The following is a 20,767-nucleotide window of genomic DNA, read 5'->3' on the forward strand; positions in this document are numbered from 1 at the left end:
GTTTCCGGCGAGGTTCCAAGGTACTCAGGGGAGACCCGGAACCGCCCGCCAAGCGAGAAGTGGGGGTTCCTGCCCGTACCGGGAGCCCGGCGGGTCGATATTTTGGAGGTGAAGCCAAGCCGTGCTTGCCGACTACAAACCGCGGCTGGAGATATTGAGATCCCGGCTGGAAGAATTGAGGGTTTCTCTTTGACCTGGCCGGCAAAGAGGAAACCATAAGGGAACTGGAGGCCCGCCTCTCGCGGCCGGAAGTATGGGAGGACGCCCGCCGGGCGGCGGAAATCGGCCGGAAGCTGGCGGAGCTGCGGGAGGAGCGGGAGAGGTTCACCGCCCTGGAACGTAAGGTGGAAGAGCTCTATCAGTTCTGGGAACTGGCGGTCGAAGAGGGCGAAGAGAGCCTGGCCGAGGAAGTAGCCGCGGCCCTGGCCGCTGCGGAGAGACGTCTGGACGCGGCGGAGATAGAGGTGCTGCTCGGCGAGCCCTACGACCACCACCCCGCTTACCTTTCCCTGCACGCCGGCGCCGGCGGCACGGAAGCCCAGGACTGGGCGGCCATGCTGTTGCGCATGTACACGCGCTGGGCGGAGGAGAAGGGCTACCAGGTAGAACTGGTAGACTCTCTGGAGGGGGAGGAGGCGGGGATCAAGAGCGCCACCCTGCGTATCGTCGGGCCCTATGCCTACGGGTACCTCAAGGCCGAGAGCGGGGTGCACCGTCTGGTGCGCATTTCTCCCTTCGATGCCGCCCGGCGGCGGCATACTTCCTTTGCCTCGGTGGAGGTGCTGCCCGAACTCGAGCCCGAAGAGGAGATAAGCATTGACCCCGAGGATCTGCGCATCGATACCTTCCGGGCCAGCGGCCACGGCGGCCAGCACGTGAACAAGACCGAGTCCGCGGTGCGCATCACCCACCTGCCTACGGGAATAGTAGTGCAGTGCCAGAACGAGCGCTCCCAGCACGCCAACCGCCTTACCGCCATGAAGCTTCTCCAGGCCAAACTGTTCGAGCTCAAGCGGCGCCAGGAAGAAGAACGGCTGGCCGCCCTGAAGGGGGAGCAGAGGGAAATCGCCTGGGGCAGCCAGATTCGTTCTTATATATTCCAGCCTTACCAGCTGGTGAAGGACCACCGTACGGGTGCAGAGGTGGGCAACGTGGAAGCGGTAATGGACGGCGACCTGGATCCTTTCATCTTCGCCTACCTCCGCCGGAAGGCCCAGAAGGGGGCAGAAGCCTCCGTCCGGGCTGCGCCCTAAGCAAGAGGAAAGGAGAAGGCGAGCTTGCCCGGGCCGTTGCGCCGGCGTCACTGGCGGCGGCTGCGCCAGATCGTCAACGTGGCCGCCGCGCAGGGGTTCGGCTACATAGTGGAACAGCTGGGCCTGGCCGGATTTCTCTCCCGCTCCTTACGACCGGGTTTGCCGGCAGCGGAAAGGCCCCGTCTCTCCCGGGGAGAGCGCCTCGCGCGCGCCCTGGAAGAGCTGGGGCCGACTTTTATCAAACTCGGTCAGGTGTTGAGCACCCGGCCCGACCTGCTTCCGGCCGACGTGGTGGCCGAGCTGGAGAAGCTTCAGGACCGGGTGCCGCCCTTTTCGGCGGAGGAAGTCCGGGAGGCGGTGGCCCGCGAGTTGGGAGTGCCGCTGGAGGAGGCCTTTGCCGAGTTTGACCTCACACCCCTGGCCGCCGCCTCTATTGCCCAGGTGCACCGGGCCCGGCTGGCCACGGGGGAGGAGGTGGCGGTCAAGGTCCAGCGGCCGCATCTGGAGGAGACGGTAGAGGCCGACCTGGAGATCCTGTTCGCCGTGGCCCGCCTGGCCGACCTGCACCCGGTCTGGGGGCGGATGTACGACTTCACCGCCCTGGCCGAAGAGTTTGCCCTCACCCTGCGCCAGGAGATGGATTTTCTGGCCGAGGGCCGCAACGCCGACCGTCTGCGCCAGAACTCGGCCGGCATGTCGGGGGTACTCATTCCCCGCATCTATTGGGAGCACACCACCCGGCGGCTGCTCACCATGGAGTTCGTGGCCGGCGTAAAGCTCAACGAGCCCGAACGCCTGGCGGCAGAGAAGGTGGACCGCCGGGCCGTGGCCCGCCTCCTCATTGAGACGGTGCTCAAGCAGGTCTTCGTGGACGGCTTCTTTCACGCCGATTTGCACCCGGGCAACCTGGCGGTACTTCCCGGACCGGCTCTGGCCTTCATGGACTTCGGGGTAGTGGGTACTCTTACCCCGGAGCGGCGGTCCCAGTGTCTGGAGATCGTACGGGGCCTGGTGGAAGGAGAGACGGAGCGGCTGGCGCGGGCCCTGGTGGCCCTGGGCATCGCCTCCCGGGACACGGACCGGGAAAGCCTCAAGCGCGATCTGGAGCGGATCCTGGAGAAGTACTACCGCCTGCCCTTCGGTCAGCTGCACCTGGGCCGCCTGCTGGAGGAATTGGTGGAAGTAGCCTTTCGCCGCCGGCTGCGGCTCCCCCGGGAGTTAGCCCTGATGATCAAGACCCTCATTACTCTGGAGGCCGTGGCCCGAAACCTTGACCCGGACCTGGACCTGGCCGAGGTGGCGGGCACCTTCCGGCGCCGGTACCTGCGTCACCGGCTCGAGCCGTCGGCCCTTCAGGCGGGCCTGCGGCGGGCCTGGCGGGAGGCCGCCGATCTGGCGCTAGGTCTGCCTCGTAACCTAAACCAACTCGTAGACAAACTGGCCAACGACGGGGTCAGCCTGGAGTTGCGGCACCGCGAGCTGCCCGAATTCCGGGCCCACCTGGACCAGATAGCCAACCGCCTTTGCTTTGCCATTCTGCTCTTATCCTTTAGCCTGTTGATGACCGGGCTCACGGTCAGCTCCGCCCTGGTCGGGGGCGGGGGAGAGCTTTTCTTCTGGCGGCTGCCGGTGTTGGAAATCGGTTTCGGCGTGGCCACGCTGATGTTCCTGGGAATGCTGTGGTGGATACTGCGTAGCGGCCGCTTTTAGGAGCGGAAAAGGGTAGCGGGCCATGAGCAAGTTCACGAGGGGGCTGGCAGACTACTTCCTGCTCAGCGGCGGGGCGGCGGTGGTGGCGTTGGGCATTGCCGCCTTTCAGGTGCCGCACCGGATCGCCGCCGGGGGCCTGAGCGGCCTGGCCACGGTGCTGCACTACACCCTGGGCCTGCCGGTCGGCCTCACCCTATTGGGTCTGAACGTCCCCCTTTTCGTCCTGGCGGTAAGGGTGAGGGGGTGGAGCTTTACCTTCCGCAGCCTTTACGGCACCGTAATCCTTTCGGTGCTGGTCGATACCTTCCTGGCCCTGATTCCCAGCCCCACGGCGGACTCGCTTCTGGCTACCCTGTACGGCGGCGCCCTGGTGGGGTTCGGGTTGAGCCTGGTCTTTCGGGCCGGCGGCACCACCGGGGGCACGGACATGGCCGCCCAGATACTGCGCGCCTTTTTTCCCGGCAGCACCGGCCGGGCCCTGGTATTGATAGACGGCACGGTGATTGTGCTGGCGGCCTGGGTCTTCGGGCTGGAGCTGGCCCTTTACGGCTTGATTTCCGTGTTCTTGAGCGGGGTGGTGATCGATGCCGTGCAGGAAGGCGGGCTTTACGCCCGGGCGGCGTTCATCATCAGCGAACGCGCCGAGGAGCTCGGCCCGGCCATCCTTACCCGGCTCAATCGCGGCGCCACCCTGTTTGAGGCTCGAGGCCTTTATACCGGGGCGAAGCGCCCCGTGATCCTGTGCGTGGTTTCGCGTTCCGAGGTGGCCAGGCTCAAGGCCCTGGTGGCGGAGCTGGACCCCCGGGCCTTTGTGGTGGTGGCGGGAGTGCACGAGGTATTGGGCGAAGGCTTTAAGGCCATGGAAAGAAGGGAGGGCACATATTGGAGCAAGTAGTCGGAGAAGAAATGTATCAGAAGGCACGACGGCTGCGCGGGCTGGCCATCAAGATGATCGGTACTGCCGGTTCGGGGCACCCGGGCGGATCCCTCTCGGCGGCGGAGATAGTGGCCGTGCTCTACTTTCACGAGCTGCGCCTGGATCCCGCGCGGCCGGACTGGCCGGACCGGGACCGGTTCATTCTGTCCAAGGGGCACGCCGCGCCGTTACTGTATGCGGCGCTGGCGGAGCGCGGTTTCTTTCCGGCAGACGAACTGTTTACCCTGCGGCGTCTGGGCAGCCGGCTGCAGGGCCATCCCGACTGCCGCCGCCTGCCGGGAGTGGAGATGTCGACCGGATCCCTGGGTCAGGGGCTTTCCGTGGGCAACGGCCTGGCCCTGGCGGCCAAGCTCGACGGCCGTTCCTACCGAGTTTACGTCCTCCTGGGCGACGGCGAGATACAGGAGGGGATGGTGTGGGAGGCCAGCATGGCGGCGGCCCACTACGGGCTGGACAACCTGGTGGCCATAGTGGACCATAACCGCCTGCAGATCGACGGACCGGTGGCCGAGGTGATGTCGCCCGAGCCGCTGGTCGAAAAATGGCAGGCCTTCGGCTGGGAAGTGGTGCGGGTCGACGGCCACCGGGTAGAGGAGATCGCCGGAGCGCTGGAGCATGCCCGGCGGGTCAAGGGCCGCCCCACCATGATCATCGCCGATACGGTCAAGGGTAAGGGCGTATCTTTTATGGAAAACCGGGTGGAATGGCACGGAGTAGCTCCCAAGGGGGAAGAATTGACCCGGGCCTTGGCCGAACTGGGAGTGGAATAGGAGGAACCGAGGTGCCGGTAAGGCGCCGGCGGGGGCAGGGGTCCGGGCGCGGGGGAGGAGAGTATGGAGCCGCATTTTCGGGTGTGGATCGAAGAGGCCGGAGAGCCGGTGTTCGGCGACGGGCTGTTCCAGCTCCTGCTGGGCATAGACCGGCTGGGCTCCATCAACCAGGCGGCACGGGCCTTGGGCATGTCCTACCGCCAGGCCTGGGGTCACCTGCGCAAGGCCGAGCAGCGGCTGGGGGTAAGGCTCCTGGAGCGCCAGGTGGGCGGTGAGGCCGGCGGCGGAGCGCGGCTCACCTCTGCCGGTCGGGACTGGGTGGAGCGGTACCGCCGCTTCCAGTCGGAAGTGGACCGGGCGGTAAACCGGGCCTTCCGGGACTGCTTTGGCCCCGGCTAGCCGGCCCGCGACGTTGGGTTGCTCCGTTTCGGCCCGCCGAGGGCCGGCGGCCGCAGCGGGTTCCGTGGGTTACGGCCTGGAGTCGCCGCTGGGCTTCCTCCAGGAGCGCGACCAGGCGCTCTATCTCGGGCGAGTGAGGGAAGGCCTCTTCTACCAGGGTTTGACGGAAGGAAAGCACTCTTTCCAGCCTCTCCGCACCGGTTGGGCTCAGGCCCAGATTCACGACCCGGCGATCTTCGCAATCCCGCCGGCGTTCCACCAGACCTTCGGCCTCCAGCCCGTCAACCAGGGCGGTTACGCTGCCTGGGCTGATAAGGAGCTTTTCCTGCAGTTCGCCCATGGTCAGGGTGCGGTGCGCGGCCAGATGCAGCAATACCCAGAAGCGGGGCAGGGTTAGCCCCTCCTCGCGCAGGTAGTGCCGGCTGAGGAAGTTCATCAGGTAGTTGATTCCCCGCAGGGTTGCCTCCAGGCGGGCAAGGGTATCGGCGCGGTCAGAGCTGTCCATCTGCCTCCTGCCCTCCTCATGCGAGCCGGTGAAGTTGCGTGCCTCCCAGAACGGTGAGCAGCAGGGCAAAGGCGACCAGGAAGGTGAGGTCTCTGCCCACGTTGGCAGGCAGGCCCAGAAGAAAGGCGCGCAGGCTCTCCACAATGTAGCTCATGGGGTTGACCAGGGCCACCGTTCGCAGCCAGGGGGGCATCAACTCCAGGGGATACAGGGCGTTGGAAGCAAAGAACAGGGGCATGGTGATCACCTGCCCGATGCCCATAAAGCGTTCGCGCGTGCGCATCCAGCAGGCCAGGAGAAGGGAGAGACCGGAAAAGACGCAGGCGCCGGCGGTGATGGTGACCCAGGCCCCCAACAGGGCCCCTATATGCCAGCGAAAGCTTGCCCCCAACAGGGCGGCAATCAGGATGATGATCCCTGCCTGGATCAGGGCCCGGAGGCTGGCCGAGAGCGCCTTGCCCAGCACGAAGGCGCTTCGGGGAATAGGCGCCACCATCAGTTTCTGAAAGGTCCCGGAATCCCTTTCCCACAGTACGGAGACACCGAAGAAGATGGAGATGAATACCACCGACTGGCTGAGGATGCCGGGCGTGAGGTACTCCAGGTAGGAGACGTTGCCGGGGGCAAGCCCGCGGAGCTGCCCGAAAACCTGGCCGAATACCGCCAGCCACAGCAGGGGCTGCAAGGCCCGGGTCGCCACCTCCACCGGGTCGTGCCGCAGTCTGCGGGCCTCCATCTCGGCCACTGCCAGGGTGCCGGCAGTGAATTCTTCCACCCTAGCCCAGGCGGCGGAAAAGACGGCGCGTGCGGCGCACGTCAAGGTAGCTCCCCCCTCCGGCCTCGATCATGCTTTCTCCCGTAAAACGTACGAATGCCTCCTCCAGGCCGGCATTGACCGCTCCGGCCTTGCGTTTAAGCTCTTCTACCGAGCCCACCGCCTGCACTCGCCCCAGGTGCATAATGGCCAGCCGGTCGCAGAGGGCTTCCGCCTCCTCCAGGTAGTGGGTGGTAAGGACTATGCTCAGGCCCTCCTCGGTCTGAAGTTCCTTCAGGTGCTCCCAGAACGTCCGCCGCGCCACCGGGTCCAGGCCGGCGGTGGGTTCGTCCAGGAACAGAAGCCGCGGCCGGTGCACCAGAGCCAGGGCCAATTCCAGACGGCGGATCATGCCGCCGGAGAAAGTCCGGACCAGTGAGTGTGCCCGGTCGGCAAGCTGGACCAGTTCGAGCAGCGCGGTAATGCGGCGCTGCCGCTGTTCCCGGGGGACGCGGTAAAGTTTGGCGAATACCAGCAGGTTTTCGTAAGCCGTGAGCGAGCCGTCAACGGAAAGGCCCTGCGGCACGCAGCCGATTGCGCCCCGGATGGCAGCCGCCTGCCGCAACAGGTCGTAACCCGCCACCCGTGCCGACCCGGCGCTGGGGATGAGGAGGGTGGTGAGCAGCCGGATGGTGGTGGTCTTGCCGGCGCCGTTGGGACCGACGAGGCCGAACATCTCGCCGCTTTCGATCTCCAGGGAAAGCCCGTCTACGGCCCGTCGGCCGGCAAAATCCTTGGTAAGCCCCGCGGTCACTACTATGGGCGCCATGGACCGGTACTCCTTCCTCGCGAGAATGCATCGGTTCCCAAACATTTCTATATCCAAAGTATATCGCCGGATTCTCCGCCGCGTCAAGCCTTTACCGTCCACGGTTATATTACCCGGGCAGTCCCGGTTCACCGGCTACCCCGAATCCCGTCACCGAGCTCGGCTGCTTTTTGTTACCCCCTATTCCACCGGAAGCACCAGCCAGAGCACGGCGGTCAGAGCGCAGGTCAGGCTGATGGTCATGGCCAGGAGGTCCCAGGAGCCGGTGGTGCCGAGCAGGAGGCCGCTGAGGCTGGGTCCCAGTATGAGGCCTCCGTTTTGGGCGGTCAGCGTCAGCCCGAGGCCGAGGGCTACCTCCCGCCTTCTGCGGGCCAGGTGGGAAACGGCGGCGAATACCGCGGTAGGTACCATACTGCCGATGAATCCCACCAGGGTCTGGGCTACGGGCACCACCACGCCGGTAAGGTTGAATATCAGGAGGTAGAGCAGCGCCTGGATGACGCAGCTGGTAATGCAGATGCGCCGGAGGGAGCGGTAGCGGTCGTAAAGGTGACCCGCGACCAGACAGCCGCCTACGGCTCCGACGGAGGCCAGGCTCCCGATAAAGGTGGCCGTGGCCAGGGGCATCGAGCGTACCTGAACCAGGAAGGTGGGGAACCAGGTGGTGACGGAGAGCATGGTAGAGGCGTAGAGGGCGAAGATGCCGGTGATGCAAAGCAGGCGGGGGTTGAGCCTCCGGGATTCGTCCGGGAGGGATTCCCCGCCCGGAGACGAGGCCGGCGCCGGGTTATTCTCCGCAGCGGGCCGGTTGGGAACCAGGAGCCACACTGCTCCCAGGGCGGCCAAAGAAAGAAGAAGGCAAAAACCCCAGACCCCGGCTAAAGAAAACGCTTCCAGCAGGCTGGGGGCGAGGTTAAAGACCAGAATTGTGCCTGCCGGCACCCAGGCGGACCAGATGCCCATGGCCAGACCGCGCCTGCCCGGCGGAGCGCTGGCGCTGACGATCGCCGGGGCGGCCACCGCCACCAGGGCGAACCCGACCCCGCCCACCACCCGTCCGGCAGTTATTACGCCGGCGGTGAAACGTAGCAAGGGAACGAAATTGCCCGCCACCAGGGCGGCGAGCCCGACCAGCGTCAGTTTCTTGAGACTGCTCCGGCCGACCACTACTCCCGCCGGCACCCCCAACAGGAGCCCGGTTAGACCGAAGCAGGACATCAGCAGCCCCATCAGGGTGGGATCGAGTTGGAGGGTGGACTGGACCACCGTGGCCACCGGGGGAAGCTGGTTCTGGCTGGCGGCGGCGGAGACTCCGGCGGCAAAGGCCGCCGTGACGGTTGTCCAGGCTCGCAGTGAGGCCCGGGGCCCTTCCCGGGGAAGGCAGCAGGGTTCGGATTCGTTCAAGTGACCACCCCCATGTCGGTTGGCCGCGGCCGCGGTTTCCGGTTTCGCCGCTAGCTTCCCGGACAAGGAGGCCCGGGTTCCGGCCGACAGAATTTGGCTAAGAAGGTTCGGCGGACCCGGGGTGGATTCCTTCTTTACTTAACTAGGCTTTGAACTGCATTCCCACCGGCGGGTTAGGGGAAACGTTCCGGGCTCAACCGCCCTTGGGCTCCAGCACCCGAAGGGCCGAGGCACTCTGCCTCCCCCTGTCCCACCTAATTCGGCCATCCATCAGGGGGGGTAGGCCCAAGACTTTTGCCTCCGCGGGGAATCTTGCGCTTGCCGTCACCTGGGCTCTCTCCACGTACAGGGCTTCGCCAACCTCGCCCAGCAGTGGTTCCGTCCCCGGTCCCATATTGGCCAGCAGGTTGATCAATCCGGGACCGTCGACTATGCGGATGGTCACTACCGCAGCCACCTGGGGGTACTGGAACAGGGGTAGGGGCAGGAGGCTGGTGCCGGGACCGTAAACGATTACCCTTGAGTTCCTGCAGGCAGACAGCAACTCGTCAAGGGCCTGACCGGCCAGGGCGCACCCGCTGATCAATACCGTCTCACAACTGGCCAGGAGGGCCTGGGCCCTGGACGTGGGAACCAGGCGGAAGCCGGTAGGACCCTCGCTTATGCCCTGCTGGCTGACCACATGGGTGCGGAAGAACCGGGGTTCTGCTTCGGTGACCACCAGTTGTCCCGCCACCCGGGCCACCTGCCACACAGCGCCGCCGAACCCGACCATGCCTATTCTGGCACCGGCACTCAGGTCGTGGTCCAGAACCCGGCGGAAATCGGCGCGCTCTACGCGTAGCTCATTGGCCTGCAGGTAGTCCGGTTCCAGGTAGGATTGGGATAGGGCGCTCAGGGCGGCCACGCCGGCGGAAACCAGCAGGCGACCGTGGGCCAGGGACTGTGAGGCCAGGTCTAAGGCGGGCCGTCCGACCATTCTCCACAGAAAATCCAGGTCTTCTCCGCTGGGCGTGGTCCCGCGGAGAAGGTTTTGTGCCAGTCCGGCACGGCCGTTATCCAGGAGTACACCGGTGAAACCCCCACTCACCACGATCTCGCTAACCCGGGCTTCGGCCTCGGGTCGAGACTGAAAGAAGCTGATCAATTCCTGAGCGATCATGACCCTGCACTACTCCTTCCTGTGGGTTTTCCCTTGACGGGCTGCCATGGCGAGATCCGTCCATTGGGCCCTGGCGCATCACCTCTACGGACTGATCTGGGCTCGACTGGCGGAGTAGGGAGCAGGAACCGGCGGCCCCACCCCTGGCAGCCGTTGGTGTACATACCGCCGGTCCCCACGAAGAGAAGCGAACACCTCTGAACCGCAAGTAGGGACTCTCGCGACCAACCCGGGCGGCGGCCGCTGCGACCTCCCGGGAGGGCCGGTGGGGAGAGCTGGCCTTCTCCTCCGGGACCGGCTGTCTCCGGGGCCGCGCTTTGGCGCTTCCCTGTCTCCCTTCCCGCGCTGGCGATCGCAGGCCGGGGATATGGTCTTGGCCGCTTGCCCTATTTTATAGAGGTGTTGCGTTATGCTAGATTAAGCATATCGCCTCTCACCAAAACTGTCAAACCGTACTTATTGCTCCTGGACCCTTACAGGCGGCCCGTATGACCCATGAGGTCAGGCGGAGGGCGTAATGCTTTCGCTGGCGCCTGTTTCCGCGTTACCGCATGCAGTTACGCCACTCGGGGAGTCGGCGGGGGTTATGGTTCCCGCCGGTTCGAGTCTCCGAATGTACAGGCTTTCGCTCGCCTCTGCCAGCAGCCGCTCCACGCCCGGGCCCGCGTTGGCCAGCAAGTTCATCAGTTTGGTGCCGTCCAGGACGCGGATGGTGGTGATAGCCGCCACCTGGGGGTGCCGGAAGAAGGGCAGGGGCAGGAGGCTGGCGCTGGGGCCGTAGATGACCACGCGGGAATTCCTGCAAGTGGCGAGCAATTCGTCAATGGTGCGGCTCACCAGGGCGCAGCCGGTGATCAGTACCGTGTCGCAGCCCGCCAAGAGGTATGGGCTCTCGGCCGCGGGAGCCAGCCGAAACCGGGTCGGCCCCTCCACTACCCCCTCCCGGCTGATGATCCGGGAGCGAAAGAGCTCGGGCTCAAGTTCGGTCACCACCAGTTGCCCCGCAAGACCGGCCATCCGCCATGCCCCTCCCCCGAAGCCGACCATGCCTACGCGGGACCCGGGGGTGATACCGTGATCAGGGAATCGGCCGGTATCGACTCGGTCCACCTTAAGGTTGTGGGGCCCCAGAAAGGACTGGTCCAGATAGGGTTGGGAGAGGGCGCTTAAGGCCGCCACCCCGGCGGAAAGCGCGAGACGCCCGTACCCCAGGGACCGGGAGGCCAGATCCAGGGCGGGGCGCCCGATCACCTCCTGCAGGAAGTCCAGGTCGGCCTGCGCCGGCCGGCCGGCGCTGCGGATGTTCATGGCCATCCCGGCCTGGCCGTTTTCCAGGAGCACCCCGGTAAAGCCGGTATTGACCACAATCTGGCTTACCCGGGTGGCGGCCTCGGGCCGGGCCGCAAAGAAGTCTATCAGTTCCTGCATAATCACGGCTATCCTTCCTCCTTCCTCTTGATTCGGGGCGCGTCTTTGCCAGACTGGTTGACGTCGGCGCCGGTATTTCCCGGGGGAAAAAGGCCGGGATCGTCTAACGCCGGCACGCAGAAGCGGTGGTGGAGCATCCCGTAGACCTTAACCGGCATGCGGTAGGTCCGGCTGAGATTCTCGTCGGTGAGCACTTCCCCGGGCCGCCCGGCGGCAATGAACCCGCCGTAACCCATCAGGGCCACCCGGTCGGCGAGGGCAAACACGTCGTTGGGAGAATGGGAGGTCATGATGATGGTCAGCCTCTGTGCGGTGGCCAGCTTCCTGATCATGCTCAGCACCAGGGTTTGGTTCCGGAAATCGAGGTGAGAAGTAGGCTCGTCCAGTAGAAGCACCCTGGGTTGCTGGGCCAGGACCCTGGCGATAAGCACCATCTGTTTTTCCCCGCCGCTGATCCCGGTGTAGCGCCTATCCCTGAGGTGGCTCATGCCCACGCGTTCCAGCGCCGCTTCGGCCAGCAGGACGTCCTGCGCCGAAGGCGAGGAGAAAACGTTCAAGTAGGGGGCGCGGCCCATGAGCACGATCTGCAGCACCGTATAGGGGAAGGCAGAGCCGTGCTCCTGAGGAATGTACCCGATGAGGGTGGCCACCTCTTTGCGCCGCATTCTTTCCAGGCTGCGGCCGTCGATCAGCACCTCGCCGCGGCGCAGCCTTTCCATCCCGGCAATGCACCTGAGCAGGGTGGTCTTGCCGCAGCCGTTGGGCCCCAGGAGGCAGAACACCTCCCCTGGCTCAACGGTCAGGTTGAGCCCCTCAAAGACCGCCTTGCGGCCGTCGTAAGAGAAGGCCGCGTCCCTTACCTCCAGTGTCAAGACCAACCACTCCCTCGACGGAGCAGGTAGGCGAAGAAGGGCGCCCCCACCAGGGCGGTGAAGATGCCCAGGGGGACCTCCGCCGTGGTCACCGAGCGGGCCAGGTTGTCCATGAGCAAGAGATAGGCTCCGCCCAGGGAGGCGCTGGCCGGCAGCAGCAGCTTGTGATCCGGGCCCACCAGCATGCGGCCGATGTGGGGGATCACCAGGCCCACCCAGCCGATGACCCCGGCTACGGAAACCGCCGCCGAGGTGGCCAGGGTGCAGAAGCATATTATCACCAGCCGGTGCCTCTCCACATCCATGCCCAGGGCTTTGGCGTCCTCGTCGCCCATGGAGAGCACGTTGACCCGCCAGCGCACCAGGAGAAGGGCGATGACCGCGCCGATCATCAGCGGGCCGGCAAAGCCCAGGTCGCCCGGCGAGGCTTTGGCCAGGCTGCCCATGAGCCAGAAGACGATGGCGGGCATCTTTTCCAGGGGGTCGGCGGTGTATTTCAGGAAGGAGACCAGGGCAGAAAAGAAAGCCCCCACGATTACGCCGGCCAGCACCAGGGTGAGGGTGGGCGTGGTGCGATAGAAGCGGCTGAGGCCATAGGTGAGCCCTACCGAAAGCAATCCGGAGGCGAAGGCGGCGGTCTGCACCACGGAAATGGGAGCGCCCAGGAGTATGGCCAGGGCGGCGCCGAAGGCCGCCCCGTTGGTCACTCCCAGGATGTCGGGCGACACCAGGGGATTGCGAAAGATGCCCTGAAAACAGGCGCCGGATACGGAAAGGCTGGCCCCTATCAGGATACCCATGATCACCCTGGGCAACCTGACCTGGAGAATGGCCACCCTTAAGGCTTCGGGAAAGCTTAGCCGATCCAGGTTCAAGGCCTCGGCCGCCAGCAGTCGGACGACTTCCTCCGGCCTCGCCGGGTAGCGACCCACGAAGAGCGAAAGAACCAAGGCCAAAACCGGGATAACCACCAGGGCCACCTGGACCGGGCGGGAGAGCCCCCAGCCGACCGTGGTCTTTTGAGCTGAAGCCAAGCCTTTGTCCACCGCCTCTGCCCCCTTTGCCACGGCTAGGTCGTTTGCCCGGTCACCCGCCGGCTCTTAAGGATTGCCTGTGGGCCGGGCCGTCGACGGACCCTGCTCTGTGGGACTGCCGGCGAAGACTTGGGATTACCTGCCAGCGGCCGGGCCGGCGTTGGCGGACCCTGCCCCGCCGCCCTTACCCGCGTTGGGCTGGCCGCTCTGGCCGCCCGCCGGGGTATCCACCGGATGGAGAATGCCGGCTACGTCGGCATCGCTAAGGGCAAAGCCGTAGATTTCCCGGTAGTAGCGCTTGATTTCGTTTTCGATGCTTACTCCCGCGAAACGGTCCGGATAGGCGTTAATCGCCAGCCAGAGGGGCAGAAGCGCGGCGGACTCGGCCGAATTACGGTGCCACAAGAACCCCCCTACCGGGATGCGGAGGACTCTTCCCTCCTTTACCGCCCGCAGGCCGCTCCAGGTGGGGTCGCGAGCCAGATCGGCGGCATTACCGTAGTCTACCACGATAAGGTCCGGATCCCAGCTCAGCACCTGCTCGAGCGATACCTCGGCCAGGCCGCCTTCCCTGCCGCCCAGCGTGGACAGCTCCTGGGCGGCGTTGCGGCAGCCGGCAGCCTCGATCAGGTACTGCATGTAAGTGTCACCGCCGTAGGTGGTCAGATGGTCGGGGTTAAAGCCCATGTAGACCTTGACCCGCTTGTCCGCCGGAAGCTCGGCGGTGCGCGACTTAATCTCCCGGAGCATACCGTCGAGGAACCGGCAGTAATACTCCGCCCGGGCCGGCTGGCCGAAAATCTCCCCGAAGAGGCGCACGGTAGCCTTGTGGTTCTCAAAAACTTGTTCCGGCGCGTTCGTGGTGCTGATGCGCACCGTAGGCAGGTCGGTATTCTTCTCTACCAGATCCATGTCCACCTCGGAGCCGATGCAGAACTGGGGGTCGGCGGCTAGCAGGGCTTCGATGTTGATGTCTGCCGCCGTGCGCCGGGGCGCAGGTATCTGGGCCTGGCGGGGGTAGAACTTCTCGAAAAGCTTGAACCGGCTCTGGGAAGCCGTCATGGCACACAACTTGTCCTGAGCGCCCACCGCGTACATTAGCTGAACCAGGGGAGAGGTAAGCACGGCCACCCGCTGGAGGTTCTCCGGGGTGGGTATTTCCACCGACCGACCGGTCATGTCCACAATGGTCCGGGTGCCGGCCTTCGCGGCGGGGGCAGAGGGAGCCTGTCCGCTCGGCTGGCCGCACCCCTGGACGGCCAAGGCCAGGATCACGGTCAGGATCAATCCCAGCAGCAGGTGCTTGCTTTTGGGCCGACGCATGGGAAAAGTACCTCCTATCTCAACAATTTGGCGTCCAACTCCCCAGACTCCCGCGCTCAGAGAATCCCGGGTCTTTACTGGGGGAATTTTAGGGCTTTCTTGTTATTGCCGGTCCTCTTGACGGTACTCGCCCAGAACTTTGGCTGGGTCGGCGGCGGGATTGAAGCCGGCGGCTTTGAGGTCATACCTTGCCGGCCCGCTTTTCCTTTAGGGCGCGCCAGAGCTTTTCATAGGTAATGGGCAGGGTTCTCACCCGCACCCCCGTGGCGTCGTATATGGCGTTGGCTACGCAGCCCAAGGTAGGGGTAGTGGCTCCCTCCCCTACTTCCTTGACCCCCCACGGCGCATTGGGATCCGAGCTTTCCACTAGTTCCGAAGTGACCGGAGGCATATCCAAGGCCGTGGGCAACCTGTATTCGGCAAGATTGCCGTTCAGGAGCCTGCCTTTCTCGTCAAAGAGCACCTCTTCCCAGATGGTTTCTCCAAGACCCATGGAGAAGGCACCGTGAACCTGCCCGTGCAGGAGAGCGGGGTTAACCACAAAACCGGAGTCGTGGACGTCCCAGGCTTCGACCACCTTGATTTCGCCGGTTTCCTCGTCTACCTCTACCTCGGCCACCTGCACTGCAGCACTGTAGGCCGGGGAGGTGCCCACGGTGGCGCCTTTTTGCGTCCCCCCTAGCTTCGGCGGCCGATAAGAGCCGCGCCCTACAAGCTGGCCGTGCTGCACAAAGTAGGCTCGCGCTATCTCGGCGAAGGGCTTGGTTACGGAAGGATCCGCCTTCTTGAATACCACGCCCTCGCGGCAATCTAATTCCTCCGGTGAAACGCCTAGCATACCGGCGGCGGTCTCCAGAATTTTCCTCTTAATTTCTTCCCCGGCCCGCTTTACCGCCCACCCCGCCATGAGGGTCTGTCGGCTGGCATAGGCTCCGAAATCGTGCGTGGCGAGGTCCGTGTCGGCAGCCACAATCTTTATGTCTTCGAAACGGTAACCCATGGCTTCCGCGGCCATCTGGCAGAGTACCGTGTCGCTGCCCTGGCCGATATCCACCGCCCCGGTATAAACCGTAGCCGCAGTGCCGTCATCGTGAACTTTGATCATGGCCACCGCGTGGGGCAGGTTGGTCCGGTATATAGGGTAACCGGCGCCGGAAACAAAGCCGCCCACGCCCACGCCGATCCCCCGGCCTTTGGGCAGCTTGCCCTTTTTATCCTTCCAACCCGAAATATCCCTGGCTTTTTCCAGGGCTTCCTTTAGGGCGTAAGAGTCCACCTTTAGGCCGTTGAGCGTCACTGTACCGGGACGGCGGGCGTTGACCAGACGTATCTCTATAGGATCCATGCCTAAATCTTCGGCAATGTGGGTTAGATGGCTTTCGAAGGCAAATCGAGGTTGTGGCTGTCCGTGGCCCCGCTGAGCGCCACAGGGGGGAAGGTTAGTAACCACCCGTACGCAATCGAACTTATAGTTGTCAAACTCGTAGTACACGGGCAGCAGGGCACCGGCGTAGTACGCGCTGGCTATTCCCAGGCCGGTGTATGCCCCGCCGTCAATGACCAAGTTGGCGTGTACGCCCAAAATCTTGCCTTCCTCAGTTACGCCGGTGGTATATTCCATAAACATTTTGTGGCGGCCGCGGTTATTGTAAAACATCTCGTGCCGATCGAAGAACATCTTAACCGGCCGGCCCGTAATTTTGGCGAGAGCCACGGCGGCAAAATCCAGGCCGGTCGGGTCAAGCTTGCCCCCAAAACCGCCTCCCACATAGGTCTTGAGAACCCGGATTTTCCCCAGGGGGAGGCCGAATACCCGGGAGAGGTAATACTGCAGGTAGTGGACCGATTGGGTGGCGGAGTAAAGCGTCACCTTGTCCCCTTCCCAGAAGGCGATCGAGGCATGGGGTTCTAGGGGCGATTGGTAAGTGCGCTGTCCCACAAAACTGTCGGTGCGCACGTAGAACGCTTCTTTGAAAGCCTTTTCTACATCTCCAAAGTGGTGGTGGATTTCCACGTTTATGTTGCGGGGATACTCGTCAAAAATCTGAGGCGCCTCCTCTTTTATGGCCTCATAGGGGTCAAACACGGCGGGCAGCACTTCATACTCTACTTTGATCAGCTTAAGGGCCTGGTAGACGGTCTCCACGTCTTCGGCCGCCACGGCCGCGACCTTGTCGCCCACGTAGCGAACTTTGTCGATGCAGAAAACGTTTTCGTCCCAACGCGCAGGACTAAGCCCGTACTTCGTAGCCGGCACGTCCTTGGCCGTGATTACGGCCCTCACTCCCGGCAGCTTTTCCGCCTGGGAGGTGTCGATACTCAGGATGCGGGCGTGGGCGTACGGGCTGGTTAAGAGTTTTCCCACCAGCATGTTTGAGAACTTCAGGTCGGCGGTGTACTTGGCCCGCCCAGTTACTTTATCGTACGCGTCCACCCTGGGTACGCTCTTGCCGATTACCGCATAGTTATCACTCATTGCTCGCCCTTCCCTCCTCTATTCCCTCGTTTGCTTTCTCGTTGGCGGCCGCCAGGATGGCCTTGACGACGTTGACGTAGCCCGTACAGCGGCAGAGATTGCCGGCAATGGCCTCCCGCACTTCCTGCTCGGTAGGGTGAGGATTGCGGGCCAAGAGGGCTTTGGCCGACAGAATCATGCCGGGCGTGCAGTAGCCGCACTGTACCGCCGCGTGGTTTATGAAAGCTTCCTGCACCCGATCCAACCTGCCGTCTTGTGTCACCCCTTCGATGGTGGTGATCTCGACTCCGTCGGCCTCCACGGCCAGAACCAGGCAGGAGTTGACGGGTTCCCCGTCCACCAGTACGGTGCAGGCCCCGCAGTCGCCCAGCTCGCACCCCTTCTTGGTTCCGGTGAGGTCGAGGTCCTCGCGCAGCAGATCTACCAGGAGGGTATTGGCTTTGACCGGTCGGGTATGGACCGTTCCGTTTACCTTCAGAGTGACCAGATAGCGCTTGACACCTGTTCTGTCGACTATGGCCTGCATTTCCCTACCCCCAATTCCTTATGCCTGCCCCTCGGCGATGGCTTTGCGCAGGGCACGTTTGGTAAACACCCGTACCATGTCCCGGCGGTATTCTTCCGAGGCACGAATATCGGAGATGGGCTTGCTTTCGGCCGCCGCACACCGGCCTACTTCCTCCAGAAGCTCCTCGGTGGCCTCCTTGCCCGTCAAAAGCTCTTCCGCTTTCTTGGCCCGCATGGGCACGGGAGCAACCGCACCCAGCACAATCCGGGCCTCTTTGACCACGTTTCCCTCTGTGACTACCGCCGCCGCCACCCCCACCACGGCGAGCGCGCCCGAGCGCCGCAGACCGAACTTCAAGTAGGTGCTGCCGGTGAAGGGCGGCTCGCGGTCGGGAATAACGATCTCAGTCAAGATCTCGTCCTGATTGATCACGGTCTGATTCGGCCCCACGAAGAACTGTTCCAGGGGCAGAGTCCTTTCTCCCGTAGCCCCCACCAGTCTTGCCTGGGCTTCCAGGGCTATTAGGATGGGAGGAAGGTCGGCAGAGGGAACGGCGTTGCAAATATTTCCCCCCACGGTACCCCGGTTTCTGATCTGGTAGTTGGCTATCTGCCGGGCGGCCCCGCAGACGGAAGGGTACTTTTCCTGCAGGAGGGCCGACCGGATAAGATCGTTGTGGGTAACTAGCGCGCCGATAACCACTCCTCTTTCCTTGTGGTACTGAATACCCCTTAGCCCCTCCAAGTTTCGCAGCGAGACCAGAACCTCTGGGGACAAAAGTCCGCCCTTCATCTTGGGCAGGAGGTCGGTGCCGGCGGCAAGAGCCTTAGCGCTGGAGCCGAATCTTGCCAAGAGCGCACAAGCCTCCGCTAGGCTCATGGGTGCAAAGTAATCAAAGTCGGGCAGGTACATAGCCGAACCCCCATCTCCTTTCCTGAATGGCTTATGGTGTGTCTGACCTGTGACCTCTGGAAAAAGGCCGGGGGGAACCGGCAGCGCCAGCCCGGGCAGCTGCTGGTCCACTATCCGCCGGTCCCCCGAGGAGAAGCGAATGCCTCTGAACCGCAGAACTTGATTCTCCCGACTCCCGACCGCCTCGGACGTGGGCCGTCGCCGGTGCCCTAGAGGACGCCCAACCAAGGGAGAGGAGGTCTTGTCCTGGCCAGGCTCCCGGCCAAGGTTGCGGCCCCGTTCGGGGCTGCGGCGTCAGGATTTCTGGGCCCTTCCCGGCGCTGGCGACCGCAGGGTAAGGGTGTAACGCCTGTGCTTACCTCTCTTAGGGGTGCAAGCGTTATGCTAAGTTAAACATAGCGCGCCGCGCATGACCTGTCAAACCGCATTCATTCCTCCTCAGACGGATCAGCTTCAGTTTAGAACCCACTAACGCAGCAGATCGGCGTGATGTTTCGACTGACGCAGCCATTCTTCGTTAGGGCCGTTTGGTCGGGGGGAGTATGCCGGCAATGATTTTGAGAAGCGTGGACTTCCCGCTGCCGTTAAGTCCTATGAGCTTAAGGTAGCAGCCCCACACCCAGGATCAGCCAGCTCAGCACTGCCTTGCCCGGTCTTCCGAACATGTTTTGGCCTCCTTTGCCTTGTGGTTGAGTTTGAGGGGGCCGGTCGCCGCCCGGGGCGCATTGGGAAACGGCGACCGGCCGTAGTTGGGAGTTGGATGGGAGAACTCACTCTGCCCTGTGGGCACATCGTTATGCTAACACAAGCATAGCGAACAGTGCAATACCCCATAAACGCGGTTTTTGCTCGCCAGTCCGCAGCGCTTTGCTCCTGGGACACGCAGGTGCGGCCCGGCACCGCAAGACTTTAAATGGCGGCGGCATCCTGCATCATGCTTATTCTTGCCGCTAGCGCATTGACGGAGGACGGGCGGAGTGATACGCCCCTGGCGGCCGGGGAGGACCCTGTTTAGGTAACCTTTGGCTGCCTGCGCATAGACCGACACCGTAAGGAGAATAATTAACCTGTCGAGGTCGCAAAAGGGGGTGGAGGGAGTGAAGATCAGCGGGCGCAACCAACTGGCCGGCACCGTCCGCCATATTGAGACCGACGACTTGATGGCCAGGGTGTTGGTGGACATCGGTGGCGGACACAACATAACTGCCGTGATCACCAGGGACGGAGCCGAGGACCTGGGCCTGGCGGTGGGCGACCGCGTTACCGCCCTGGTCAAGGCCACCTCGGTGATGCTGGTGAAGTAAAGCGGCCGTCGGGGTCGCGCGCCGGCCCGGTCTTTCCCCGGGTCTGTCTCTTGGTGCAGTCGCCCCAAGGGGCAACGTCCCACCCGGCCGTATTGATCGCGCCCTAGAGTTGTACCCTAAAGACCGCACGGGCCACCTCTGGGTCTCCGCGTGGGCCGGCCTGCGCCGAGACCCGGGCGGGCCCCGTCGTGCAGGTGCTCGAACGGCTCCGCTTTGCGGCCTCCCCGGCCGGCTGCCGCCACACCTACAACCACCGGTCGCTGTCTTCGGGCTTCATTCCTGGTCCAGCTTGATGCTTTGCAGGGCGCGGGTAATCATTACCGGGTAGCCGTCTTTGAGCTTCACCGTAAACTCACCCCACTTCTGCCGCCGGCAGTGCATTATCAGGCGAATGTCCTCCGGCCGAAGCTGTAGCTCCGGAAGCAGGTCACCGCTGACGAGCCGCGCCCGTCCGTCCCGGAGTGTCACCCGGTTGGTTTGTTCCAAGCTCCTCACCCTTTCCGGCGAGTACTACGTACGAAAACCGTTATGTCCGCAAAAACATAACAGTGCCCAAACATAAAACTGGCCCCACTTCTTTCCAGCACCTCCCTCCACGCCACCGCCTACGGACGATTCGGCTGCTACCTCGGCATATTTCTCTAGTGAGGATGCAATTCCTTCCTGCCGGCAAAAGTTTTTCTTGCCACAAACGGAGGAGAGAAAAAAGCGGCAGGCTTTCGGAAGGCCTGACAATAAGGTCTAACCCGACGCAGTGTGGGCCAGAGCGGACGCGTCCGGAAACGGATGAGCACGAGAGCGAGTTGCCAGAAGGCCTTGCCTGTTCGATTGGGCCGTAGAGATGGTTGGCAGAGGAGGGAGGAAATAGTAGAATTGGGTTGACAGATTGACAATACAGGTTGAAAATCGGGTTCACGGCGGATCCTATAACACGCTTAGATCAGGGATCTACCTGAACGGAGAACCGTAGGGGGATCAGCCCGGAAAAGGGGCGGGTCCCCTTTTTGTTTCGGCCGGCCAGGGGACCCGCCGGGCCGGAAACGGTGGTATCGGTGGTATTGCTGGAAGCGCACGCTTCCTGAGCGGTGGCGGTGGTCTGTAACCAATCCAATCAAAAGCAAAGGAGGAGATTTAAGCGCAAGTTCCCGGCCTGAGGGAGGCTTAGATCTAGGTGTGGCACTGGTTTT

At 63.6% G+C, this 20,767-nt stretch carries 19 protein-coding genes and 1 pseudogene; 7 read left to right on the top strand and 13 right to left on the bottom strand.

Annotation, left to right across the window (positions count from 1 at the left end; all coding sequences use genetic code 11):
- Positions 1-121: 121 nt before the first annotated feature.
- From prfB to NUV99_06405, 6 genes are all read left to right on the top strand, one after another.
- Positions 122-1,253, top strand: a protein-coding gene (gene prfB / locus NUV99_06380; protein MCR4419748.1) for a peptide chain release factor 2 whose coding sequence is annotated in 2 segments (ribosomal slippage) — positions 122-190 and positions 192-1,253 — 1,131 coding nt in all. Because the reading frame shifts where the segments join, the coding sequence is not laid out codon by codon here.
- A gap of 24 nt (positions 1,254-1,277) precedes the next feature.
- Entirely contained in the window at positions 1,278-2,963 is a 1,686-nt protein-coding gene (locus NUV99_06385) for an AarF/UbiB family protein (protein MCR4419749.1), read from the top strand.
- A gap of 22 nt (positions 2,964-2,985) precedes the next feature.
- Positions 2,986-3,858: a YitT family protein gene (locus tag NUV99_06390; protein ID MCR4419750.1), complete on the top strand. Its 873-nt coding sequence runs from the start codon at positions 2,986-2,988 to the stop codon at positions 3,856-3,858.
- Complete coding sequence (locus tag NUV99_06395) at positions 3,846-4,670, top strand: transketolase (protein ID MCR4419751.1); 825 nt, start codon at positions 3,846-3,848, stop codon at positions 4,668-4,670. The genes NUV99_06390 and NUV99_06395 overlap by 13 nt, the downstream gene beginning before the upstream one ends.
- Before the next feature lie 63 nt (positions 4,671-4,733).
- On the top strand, positions 4,734-5,069 hold the full coding sequence (locus NUV99_06400; protein ID MCR4419752.1) for a winged helix-turn-helix domain-containing protein: 336 nt from the start codon (positions 4,734-4,736) through the stop codon (positions 5,067-5,069).
- A 64-nt stretch (positions 5,070-5,133) separates the two neighbouring features.
- Positions 5,134-5,466: a hypothetical protein gene (locus tag NUV99_06405; protein ID MCR4419753.1), complete on the top strand. Its 333-nt coding sequence runs from the start codon at positions 5,134-5,136 to the stop codon at positions 5,464-5,466.
- A 124-nt stretch (positions 5,467-5,590) separates the two neighbouring features.
- Here the strand turns inward: NUV99_06405 and NUV99_06410 are convergent, their stop codons facing one another.
- The 12 genes and pseudogenes from NUV99_06410 to NUV99_06465 form a co-directional block, all read right to left on the bottom strand.
- Positions 5,591-6,394 (bottom strand): ABC transporter permease, encoded by an 804-nt coding sequence (locus NUV99_06410; protein ID MCR4419754.1) that lies wholly within the window; start codon positions 6,392-6,394, stop codon positions 5,591-5,593.
- The gene (locus NUV99_06415) at positions 6,351-7,157 is read right to left on the bottom strand and encodes an ATP-binding cassette domain-containing protein (GenBank protein ID MCR4419755.1); all 807 of its coding nucleotides are present in this window, start codon (positions 7,155-7,157) and stop codon (positions 6,351-6,353) included. The genes NUV99_06410 and NUV99_06415 overlap by 44 nt, the downstream gene beginning before the upstream one ends.
- Before the next feature lie 180 nt (positions 7,158-7,337).
- Complete coding sequence (locus NUV99_06420; protein ID MCR4419756.1) at positions 7,338-8,561, bottom strand: MFS transporter; 1,224 nt, start codon at positions 8,559-8,561, stop codon at positions 7,338-7,340.
- Positions 8,562-8,754: 193 nt separating this feature from the next.
- A complete protein-coding gene (locus NUV99_06425) occupies positions 8,755-9,723 on the bottom strand; it encodes a DUF364 domain-containing protein (GenBank protein ID MCR4419757.1) in 969 nt (322 codons plus the stop codon).
- 501 nt (positions 9,724-10,224) lie between these two features.
- Positions 10,225-11,151 carry a DUF364 domain-containing protein gene (locus NUV99_06430; GenBank protein MCR4419758.1) on the bottom strand — a complete coding sequence of 309 codons (927 nt, stop codon included), beginning with the start codon at positions 11,149-11,151 and terminating at the stop codon, positions 10,225-10,227.
- A gap of 8 nt (positions 11,152-11,159) precedes the next feature.
- A complete protein-coding gene (locus NUV99_06435; protein MCR4419759.1) occupies positions 11,160-12,023 on the bottom strand; it encodes an ABC transporter ATP-binding protein in 864 nt (287 codons plus the stop codon).
- Positions 12,020-13,003, bottom strand: coding sequence for an iron ABC transporter permease (locus NUV99_06440; protein ID MCR4419760.1), 984 nt, complete (start codon positions 13,001-13,003; stop codon positions 12,020-12,022). Before NUV99_06440 ends, NUV99_06435 begins: the two co-directional genes overlap by 4 nt.
- Positions 13,004-13,192: 189 nt before the next feature.
- Complete coding sequence (locus NUV99_06445; GenBank protein MCR4419761.1) at positions 13,193-14,380, bottom strand: ABC transporter substrate-binding protein; 1,188 nt, start codon at positions 14,378-14,380, stop codon at positions 13,193-13,195.
- Positions 14,381-14,561: 181 nt separating this feature from the next.
- A complete protein-coding gene (gene hcrA / locus NUV99_06450; protein ID MCR4419762.1) occupies positions 14,562-16,856 on the bottom strand; it encodes a 4-hydroxybenzoyl-CoA reductase subunit alpha in 2,295 nt (764 codons plus the stop codon).
- Positions 16,849-17,382 carry a (2Fe-2S)-binding protein gene (locus NUV99_06455; protein ID MCR4419763.1) on the bottom strand — a complete coding sequence of 178 codons (534 nt, stop codon included), beginning with the start codon at positions 17,380-17,382 and terminating at the stop codon, positions 16,849-16,851. Before NUV99_06455 ends, hcrA begins: the two co-directional genes overlap by 8 nt.
- Before the next feature lie 18 nt (positions 17,383-17,400).
- Complete coding sequence (locus tag NUV99_06460) at positions 17,401-18,276, bottom strand: xanthine dehydrogenase family protein subunit M (protein MCR4419764.1); 876 nt, start codon at positions 18,274-18,276, stop codon at positions 17,401-17,403.
- A gap of 526 nt (positions 18,277-18,802) precedes the next feature.
- Positions 18,803-18,880: pseudogene (locus NUV99_06465) on the bottom strand (ATP-binding cassette domain-containing protein).
- 493 nt (positions 18,881-19,373) lie between these two features.
- Here NUV99_06465 and NUV99_06470 point away from each other — a divergent pair.
- Entirely contained in the window at positions 19,374-19,580 is a 207-nt protein-coding gene (locus NUV99_06470) for a TOBE domain-containing protein (protein ID MCR4419765.1), read from the top strand.
- A gap of 273 nt (positions 19,581-19,853) precedes the next feature.
- On the opposite strand, the gene NUV99_06475 is transcribed toward NUV99_06470, so the two are convergent.
- Positions 19,854-20,066 carry a hypothetical protein gene (locus tag NUV99_06475; protein ID MCR4419766.1) on the bottom strand — a complete coding sequence of 71 codons (213 nt, stop codon included), beginning with the start codon at positions 20,064-20,066 and terminating at the stop codon, positions 19,854-19,856.
- Positions 20,067-20,767 lie beyond the last annotated feature (701 nt).

The sequence above is a fragment of the Clostridia bacterium genome (assembly GCA_024653205.1).
GTDB lineage: Bacteria > Bacillota > DSM-521 > Neomoorellales > SLTJ01 > JANLFO01.

Coding starts and splice junctions, on each gene's coding strand:
- NUV99_06390 (MCR4419750.1), top strand. CDS start 2,986: ATGAGCAAGTTCACGAGGGGGCTGGCAGACTACTTCCTGCTCAGCGGC.
- NUV99_06445 (MCR4419761.1), bottom strand. CDS start 14,380: ATGCGTCGGCCCAAAAGCAAGCACCTGCTGCTGGGATTGATCCTGACC.
- NUV99_06400 (MCR4419752.1), top strand. CDS start 4,734: ATGGAGCCGCATTTTCGGGTGTGGATCGAAGAGGCCGGAGAGCCGGTG.
- hcrA (MCR4419762.1), bottom strand. CDS start 16,856: ATGAGTGATAACTATGCGGTAATCGGCAAGAGCGTACCCAGGGTGGAC.
- NUV99_06455 (MCR4419763.1), bottom strand. CDS start 17,382: ATGCAGGCCATAGTCGACAGAACAGGTGTCAAGCGCTATCTGGTCACT.
- NUV99_06415 (MCR4419755.1), bottom strand. CDS start 7,157: ATGGCGCCCATAGTAGTGACCGCGGGGCTTACCAAGGATTTTGCCGGC.
- NUV99_06460 (MCR4419764.1), bottom strand. CDS start 18,276: ATGTACCTGCCCGACTTTGATTACTTTGCACCCATGAGCCTAGCGGAG.
- NUV99_06430 (MCR4419758.1), bottom strand. CDS start 11,151: ATGCAGGAACTGATAGACTTCTTTGCGGCCCGGCCCGAGGCCGCCACC.
- NUV99_06425 (MCR4419757.1), bottom strand. CDS start 9,723: ATGATCGCTCAGGAATTGATCAGCTTCTTTCAGTCTCGACCCGAGGCC.